The organism is Actinoplanes sp. NPDC026623 (genome assembly GCF_040638275.1).
In the GTDB taxonomy this organism is placed as follows: domain Bacteria; phylum Actinomycetota; class Actinomycetes; order Mycobacteriales; family Micromonosporaceae; genus Actinoplanes.
This window is the reverse complement of the sequence record NZ_JBEZXZ010000038.1, coordinates 49,388-56,123: the sequence shown is the minus strand read 5'-3', so window position 1 is coordinate 56,123 and position 6,736 is coordinate 49,388. Positions and strand designations below refer to the sequence as shown.

Below are 6,736 nucleotides of genomic sequence, written 5' to 3'. Positions count from 1 at the left end.
GCCGCCGGCCGTGGCGCCGGCCACCTCGGTGTACCCGGCCCGGTGCCCCCGCCGCCGCCGCCCGGCCCCCCTCCGCGGCGGGGCGGTCTGCGCCGGCGCCGGCGTGGACGCGGGGCGCGCCGCGGTGGAGCCGGACGGCCGGACCACCGGTGCCGGCGCGATCGGCTGCTCGGCGACGTACGCCGGGCCCGGGTCGTCGGTGCGGCCGAGATGCCAGGCCGTCGTCGTCACGCCGGAGGCCAGGATCGCGGCGGCGACCAGGGCGATCATCGCCCAGGGCCGGCCCCACCGCCAGGTGCCCGGCTGGTTGCCGCCGCGCGGCGCGGGCACCTTCGGCTGCCCGGCGAGCGAGGGGTGCACCAGCTGCGGCGGCGAGGGGCGCGACCGGGCCGCGGCGCTCAGCGGCGCCCGGGCCGGGCGCGGCAGCGCCGGGGCGTCCACCACCCCGCGGGCGACCTCGCTGAGGTCCGCGATCAGCTCGACGGCGGTCGGCCGCAGCCCCGGCCGCTGGTCGAGGCAGCCGACGATGAGGTCCCAGAGCGCGTCCGGCACGCCGGGCGGCCGGGCCGGGTCGCCCTGCAGGTGCAGTTGCATCAGCTCGTGGACGTTGTCGCTGTCGTACGGCGGGCGCCCGCAGACCGTCTCGTAGATCAGCACGCCGAGCGCGTACACGTCGGCGGCCGGGCTGGTCGGCGTGCCCTGGAACGCCTCGGGCGCCATGTAGTGCGGGGTGCCGACGACGGCGTTCGGCGTGGTGAGGCTGGGGGTGCTCAGCACCCGGGCGATGCCGAAGTCGGTCAGCCGGATGTCGAGCTGCCCGTCCTCGCGGTGCAGCAGCAGGTTGTCCGGCTTCAGGTCGCGGTGCACGATGCCCAGCTCGTGCGCCTCGGCCAGGGCCGCGGCCACCTGGGCGGCGAGGCGGGCCGCCTCGCCCGGCCGCAGCGTGTGGTGCTCCCGCAGGTATTCGCGCAGGCTGCCGCCCGGCACGAGGTCCATGACCAGGCCCAGCGACTCGCCGACGCTGAACAGGTCGCGGACCCGCACCACGTTGCGGTGCCGCAGCATCATGAGGATCGTGCGCTCCTGCACGAAGCGGGTGACCAGCTTGGGCTGGCGCATCAGGCTCTCGTGCAGCAGCTTGACCGCGACCGGCTGGCCCGAGGACCGGTCGACCCCGCGCCACACCGTGCCGGTCGCGCCCTGCCCGATGGGACGGACGAGAAGGTACGAGCTGCCGACGCATCGCCCGCTCAGGTCGAGGGTCGACGCGCCGAGGGAATCCGGGCGCGCGCCGCCGCTCGTGGGATCCTGGTCCACCGTCGTCGTGTCCTTCCGGCCGCTGCGGTGTTCTCCTTGTCGAACCCGGCGCACCCTCGGCCAAGCTCGAACCGACCGGAATAATGCTGTTTGTCCGTATCAACTTGCAAGTTTCAGGGTCGGAGTTCGCACGTGAGGTGGTTGTCCGGCTCCACCCGTCACCGCAGCCCCGGCCCGTCGTTCATCGAGATGAGGCGCACTTGACCAGGGAAAACGTCGAAACGATCTGGCCAAGCGCCGACGATGAGGAAGATTTCGACTTCATCGCCCGCGACGAGGAGGCGCTGGGCCCCGGCGTCCGCGCGCTCTGCGCCTCGCTCGGCGTCACCGAGGCGGCGTCGCGCTACCCCACCGGATCGCTTCCCGTGTACGCGGTGGGCGACAAGGTCCTGAAGCTCTTCCCACCGGTGCACATCGACGAGCTCCGGGTGGAGGCCGGCGTCCTGGCGGCGGTGCACGGCCGCCTCCCGGTGCCGACCCCGGCCGTGCACGCCTCCGGCAGCTTCGAGCGTTGGGGTTACGTACTGATGGACCGGATGCCCGGGGTGCCGCTCGCCTCGGTCTGGGCGGGTCTCGCCCGGCCCGAACGGGACGCCCTGGCCGGCCAACTGGGCGAGGCGATCGCCGCCCTGCACGCCGTGGACGTCCCCGAGATCGACGAGTGGTGGCCCGCCGACTGGTCCGAGTTCGTCGAGGACCAGGCCGCCGGGTGCGCGGGTCGGCAGCGGGCGCTCGGACTCGACCCGGCCTGGGTCGCGCAGATCGCGCCCTTCCTCGCCGGCGCGCCGCTCGGCGACGCGAAGCCGGTGCTGCTGCACACCGAGATCCTCGACGAGCACCTGCTCTACGCCGACGGCCGGCTGACCGGGCTGATCGACTTCGAGCCGGCCATGCGGGGCGCCGCCGAGTACGACTTCGTCGGGCCCGCGGTGTTTCTGGCGGACGGCGACGGGCTCTTCTACGGGCGGATGTTGCGGGCGTACGGCATCGAGCCGGATCGCGAGCTTCGGCGGCGGCTGATGGCCTGGACGCTACTGCACTACTACAGCAATGTTCCGGCGTACCTGAAACGGCTGCCCCCGCCGGCCGAGGCGAGCTTCGCGTCGCTCGCCGACCGCTGGTTCGCCACCTCGTAGCCGGGCGAAGATCCTCGGTCGGACGGTTGCTTTGGCGCGAAACGCCCGCGCCGCACCCCGCCATTGCAGATAGTGAACTGCATGGGCGTCATGGCATATCCCCTCCGGTACGCGTTGGCCGACTTGGCGCTGGCCCTCAGCCGCGCTGCCCAGGACACGAGGAAGGTCCGTGCCATCGCGGCGCAGGCCGCCGCCGACATGCTCGGCGACGGCGCCGGGATCCTGCTGGTGGACGACGACGGCCGGTACGACGCGATCACCTTCCATCACCCCGACGACGTGCTCTGCGCGCCGTACGCCCGGCTGCTCGACCGCGAGGGTGAGCTGCCCGACGACGACTTCTCGACCGGGCTGGCCGCGAGCCGCCGGCCGATCGTGCTGGCCGGCGAGGACGCCGAGCCGCTCACCGAGCTGCCCCGGCCGCGGCACCGGGCCCACGTCGACCCGGGCGGCCCGGCGCCGGACGTGCACGCGGCCGTGCTCTGCCCGGTGATCGTCGACAACACGTACCTCGGCTACCTGATCCTGGTCCGCAGCACCCCGGGCTCGGTATACACCGAGGTCGAGGTCGAGCTGGCCCGCGACATCGCCGGGGAGCTGTCGCTGGCGCTGTCGTCGGCGCGGGCCCAGGAGCGGCTGCGGGCCGCCGAGGAGCGCTACCGCCGGGTCCTGGAGACCATTCCGGAGGGCGTGCTGCAGCTCGACGCCGAGGGCGTGGCCACGTACGCGAACGAGCCGATCGGCGTCGTCCTGGGCCTGCCCCGGGCCCAGCTGATCGGGGTCTCCCTGCGCGGCTTCCTCGACGAGCACGGCCAGGCCGAGCTGATGCGCCGCCTCGCCGAGTGCCGGGCCGGGCGCTCGACGGTCGGCGCGACCCGGCTGATGCGCGCCGACGGCTCCCAGCGCAGCGTGCGGATGAGCATGATGCCGCTGGACGACGAGCACGGGCAGCACGGCCGGGTGCTCTGCATGATCACCGATACGACCGACCACATCGACGCGCGCGGCCTCAAGCGCCAGCTCGACCACCTGCGCCGGCTCGACAGCATGGGCCAGCTCATCGGCGGCATCTCGCACGACTTCAACAACCTCATGACCGTCGTGCAGGGCTCCGCCGACATGATCGCCACGACCACCGCCGAGGACTCGCCGCAGCACCAGATGGCCAAGGACATCATGGACGCGGTCAACACCGGGCGCACCCTCACACACCAGCTGCTGGCCTTCGGCCGGACCGAGGGCAACCGGCCCGAGATCATCCCGATCCCGGACCTGCTCACCGACGTGCAGAGCCTCTTCAGCCGTACGCTCGGCGAGCGCATCGGCCTCGACCTGGCATTCGGCCCCGACATCTGGGCGGTACGCGCGGAGCGCGGCCCGCTGGAGCAGGCGCTGGTGAACCTGGCGGCGAACGCCCGCGACGCGATGCTGCACGGCGGGATGCTGCGGGTGGCGGCGACCAACGAGGTCATCGAGCCCGGCCAGCTCGCCGAGGACGCGCCGAACGGCCGCCTCGTGCACATCGTCATCCAGGACACCGGCGTCGGCATGACCGACGAGACCCGCAAGCGTGCCCTCGAACCGTTCTTCACCACCCGGCCGACCGCCGCCGGGCTGGGCCTGGCCACCACCGCCGGCATCGTGAAGGGCATCGGCGGGCACATCTCACTGGAGTCGCAGCCCCGGATGGGCACCACGGTGCACCTCTACCTGCCCGCGGCCGAGGAGCGCCCGGCGTCGGCGGTCGACCGGCGGGTCACCCCGGCGGTGATCGGCCGGGTGCTGATCGTCGAGGACCAGCCCGAGGTCGCCCAGCTGGTGCAGCGGCTGATCGCGCCGGCCGGCTACGAGATCACGGTGGCGACGGACGCGCTGACGGCGGTCACCCAGGTGGCCGCGGGCGCACACCCGGACCTGCTGATCACCGACGTGGTGATGCCGACGATGACCGGGCCTGAGCTGGCCGGCGCGCTGCGCACCCACCACCCGGACCTGCCGGTGCTCTACATGTCGGGCTACACGGCCGCGTCGCTCGGGCCGCAGCTGCACCTGGACGCCAACAGCATGCTGTTGGAGAAGCCCTTCACCCGCTCGACGCTGCTCGGCGCCATCCTGTCGCTCTGCGGCCCCCAGCCCCCGCAGAACATCGCCTAAGCGAACAGCGCGCTGACCGACTCGCCGTTGTGTATGCGGCGCATCGCCTCGGCCAGCGCCGGCGCCACCGACAGTACGGTGAGCTTGTCCGTGCGGCTGGCGGCCGGGATCGGCACCGTGTTGGTGCAGACGATCTCCTCGATGTCCTTCTCCGCCGAGAGCCGGGCCACCGCGTCGGCGGTGAAGAGCCCGTGCGTGCAGGCCACCCGGACGGTGCGGACGTTGCGCTCGCGGAGCCGGTCGAGCAGTTCGAAGACGGTGCTGCCCTTGGCGATCTCGTCGTCCAGCACGATCACGTCGCGGTCGGCCACCTCGCCGATCACCGAGCTGATCACGACCTTGTCGTCGGCGAACCGCTGCTTGGCGCCCGCCGCGACCTCGATGTCGAGCATCCGGGCGAACGCCGCCGCCTCCTTGGCGTTGCCGAGGTCCGGCGAGACCACCACGGTGTTGCTGAGGTCGTAGCCCCGGAAGTGGTTCGCCAGCTCGCGCAGGGCGTGCAGGTGGTCGACCGGGACGCTGAAGAAGCCGTGCACCTGCGGCGAGTGCAGCGTCATCGCCAGGATCCGGTGGGCGCCCGCGGTCTGCAGCAGGTCCGCGACGAGGCGGCCGCCGATCGAGATGCGCGGCGCGTCCTTCTTGTCGCTGCGGGCGTACGCGTAGTGCGGAAGCACCACGGTGATCCGCCCGGCCGAGGCGCCCCGGGCGGCGTCGAGCATGAACAGCAGCTCGACGAGGTTCTCCTGCACGGGCGGCACGAGGGGCTGGATCAGGAAGACGTCGCGCTCGCGGCAGTTGCCCTGCAGCTGCACCTCGATGCAGTCGTTGGCGAACCGCGACGTCTTGGTGGGTAGCAGCGGCACGCCCAGGTGCTCACAGATCTCAGTAGCCAGCTCCGGATGGGCACTCCCGGTGAACACCGCGATGTCACGCACGGGCACCACCCTAGGCGTTGGCCGCCCGACACCATCGAGCGACCTGCGAACGGCCGCCGCACCCCCGCCTCAGAGCTGGATGATCTGGCCGGTGCGCGGTGGCGTGCGGCCCTCGAGGACCTCGAGCCACGCGCGCCGCAGGTCGTCCGGCCCGGCGCCGGCCCGCACGTCCAGCCAGGCGCCGACCGCCGCGGCGAACCGCTGCCAGGCCTCGGCGAAGCGCCGGTCGAGCTCGTCGCGCCCCCAGTCCTGGCCGCGCTTGCGCATCCGCGCCGGCGCGAAGAACACCTCACCGGCCGAGCCTGCGTTCGGGATCTGGTTGGTGAGCCCGATCGCGACGTCGCGGACCAGCAGGTCGCCGAGGCGCCGCCGCAGGGCGTCCCGGGTCGCGGGCGCGCCGGACAGGTCGAGATAGGCGGTCGGGACCGCGTCGAGGGCGCCGATCTCGGCGTAGGAGACGACGTCGTCGTAGCAGCCGAGGGACCGGGTGAACTCGAGGTTGCCGGGCGAGGTGAGCCCGATCAGGCGTGGGCCGCGGCCGTGCAACTCGAACGCGGCGGCGTAGGCGGTCTTGCTGGACGCCGACGACACCACCAGCGACGACGCACCGTAGAAGTCCTCGTCGACGACCTGGTCGGCCAGCATGAACGAGGTGAAGAAGAGCGGCCGGAACAGGATCAGCAGATCCTCCTGGTCCGGCCGGTACGCCGGGTCGCCGGCCGTCGAGCGGTAGGCGTTGTAGGGCGACGGCAGGTCGGCCCGGTGCTCGCTCGCGTCGCGGAACCCGGAGGCGTCCACCCGCTCCGGGCGCACCACCAGGTGGCCCGCGGACGGCAGATAGCCGTAGACCCGCAGGCCGACCTCGACGCCCGGCACCGTCGACGCGACCACCTCGGCGAAGCCCCACAGTGGCGGGAGCCCCCACCGCGGCCCGAGCCCGCGCGGGCCGGGTGGGAAGAACCGCCAGTACCGCATCGATTCGCCGAGCACCGCATAGGTCACGTTGTTGGCGGTGAGGCCGACGCGGTCCACCCGCAGCAGCGCCTCGCCGTCGGACAGCGGGGGCGTCACGCCCTCGATGAGCGTGGTCTCGCCGAGGTCGTCACGGGCCACGGCGAACGTCCAGGAAGCAGGCATGGATGTGACGCTAGATTTCGGCGCACACCGAGACAAGTGCACTCTCAGTGCAAAATC

5 protein-coding genes are annotated in these 6,736 nt (G+C 72.7%); 2 read left to right on the top strand and 3 right to left on the bottom strand.

The genetic code is table 11. The features are described 5' to 3' along the window. A partial coding sequence (locus AB0F10_RS14740) for a protein kinase domain-containing protein (RefSeq protein WP_360623889.1) occupies nt 1-1,317 on the bottom strand: 1,317 nt, incomplete at its 3' end. Nucleotides 1,318-1,517: 200 nt separating this feature from the next. Between AB0F10_RS14740 and AB0F10_RS14735 the strand changes: the two genes are divergently transcribed. Beyond that, on the top strand, nt 1,518-2,453 hold the full coding sequence (locus AB0F10_RS14735; protein ID WP_360623887.1) for an aminoglycoside 3'-phosphotransferase/choline kinase family protein: 936 nt from the start codon (nt 1,518-1,520) through the stop codon (nt 2,451-2,453). Between the two features lie 90 nt (nt 2,454-2,543). Beyond that, complete coding sequence (locus tag AB0F10_RS14730) at nt 2,544-4,607, top strand: response regulator (RefSeq protein ID WP_360623885.1); 2,064 nt, start codon at nt 2,544-2,546, stop codon at nt 4,605-4,607. Here the strand turns inward: AB0F10_RS14730 and AB0F10_RS14725 are convergent. Further along, nucleotides 4,604-5,542, bottom strand: coding sequence for a ribose-phosphate pyrophosphokinase (locus tag AB0F10_RS14725; RefSeq protein WP_360623883.1), 939 nt, complete (start codon nt 5,540-5,542; stop codon nt 4,604-4,606). The genes AB0F10_RS14730 and AB0F10_RS14725 overlap by 4 nt on opposite strands. Before the next feature lie 69 nt (nt 5,543-5,611). Further along, nucleotides 5,612-6,679, bottom strand: a complete 1,068-nt coding sequence (locus AB0F10_RS14720; RefSeq protein WP_360623881.1) for a DUF2855 family protein — start codon at nt 6,677-6,679, stop codon at nt 5,612-5,614. Nucleotides 6,680-6,736 lie beyond the last annotated feature (57 nt).

Bases quoted from the DNA above. Each gene is read 5' to 3' on its own strand.
- AB0F10_RS14720 (WP_360623881.1), bottom strand. From the start codon at position 6,679: ATGCCTGCTTCCTGGACGTTCGCCGTGGCCCGTGACGACCTCGGCGAG.
- AB0F10_RS14730 (WP_360623885.1), top strand. From the start codon at position 2,544: ATGGCATATCCCCTCCGGTACGCGTTGGCCGACTTGGCGCTGGCCCTC.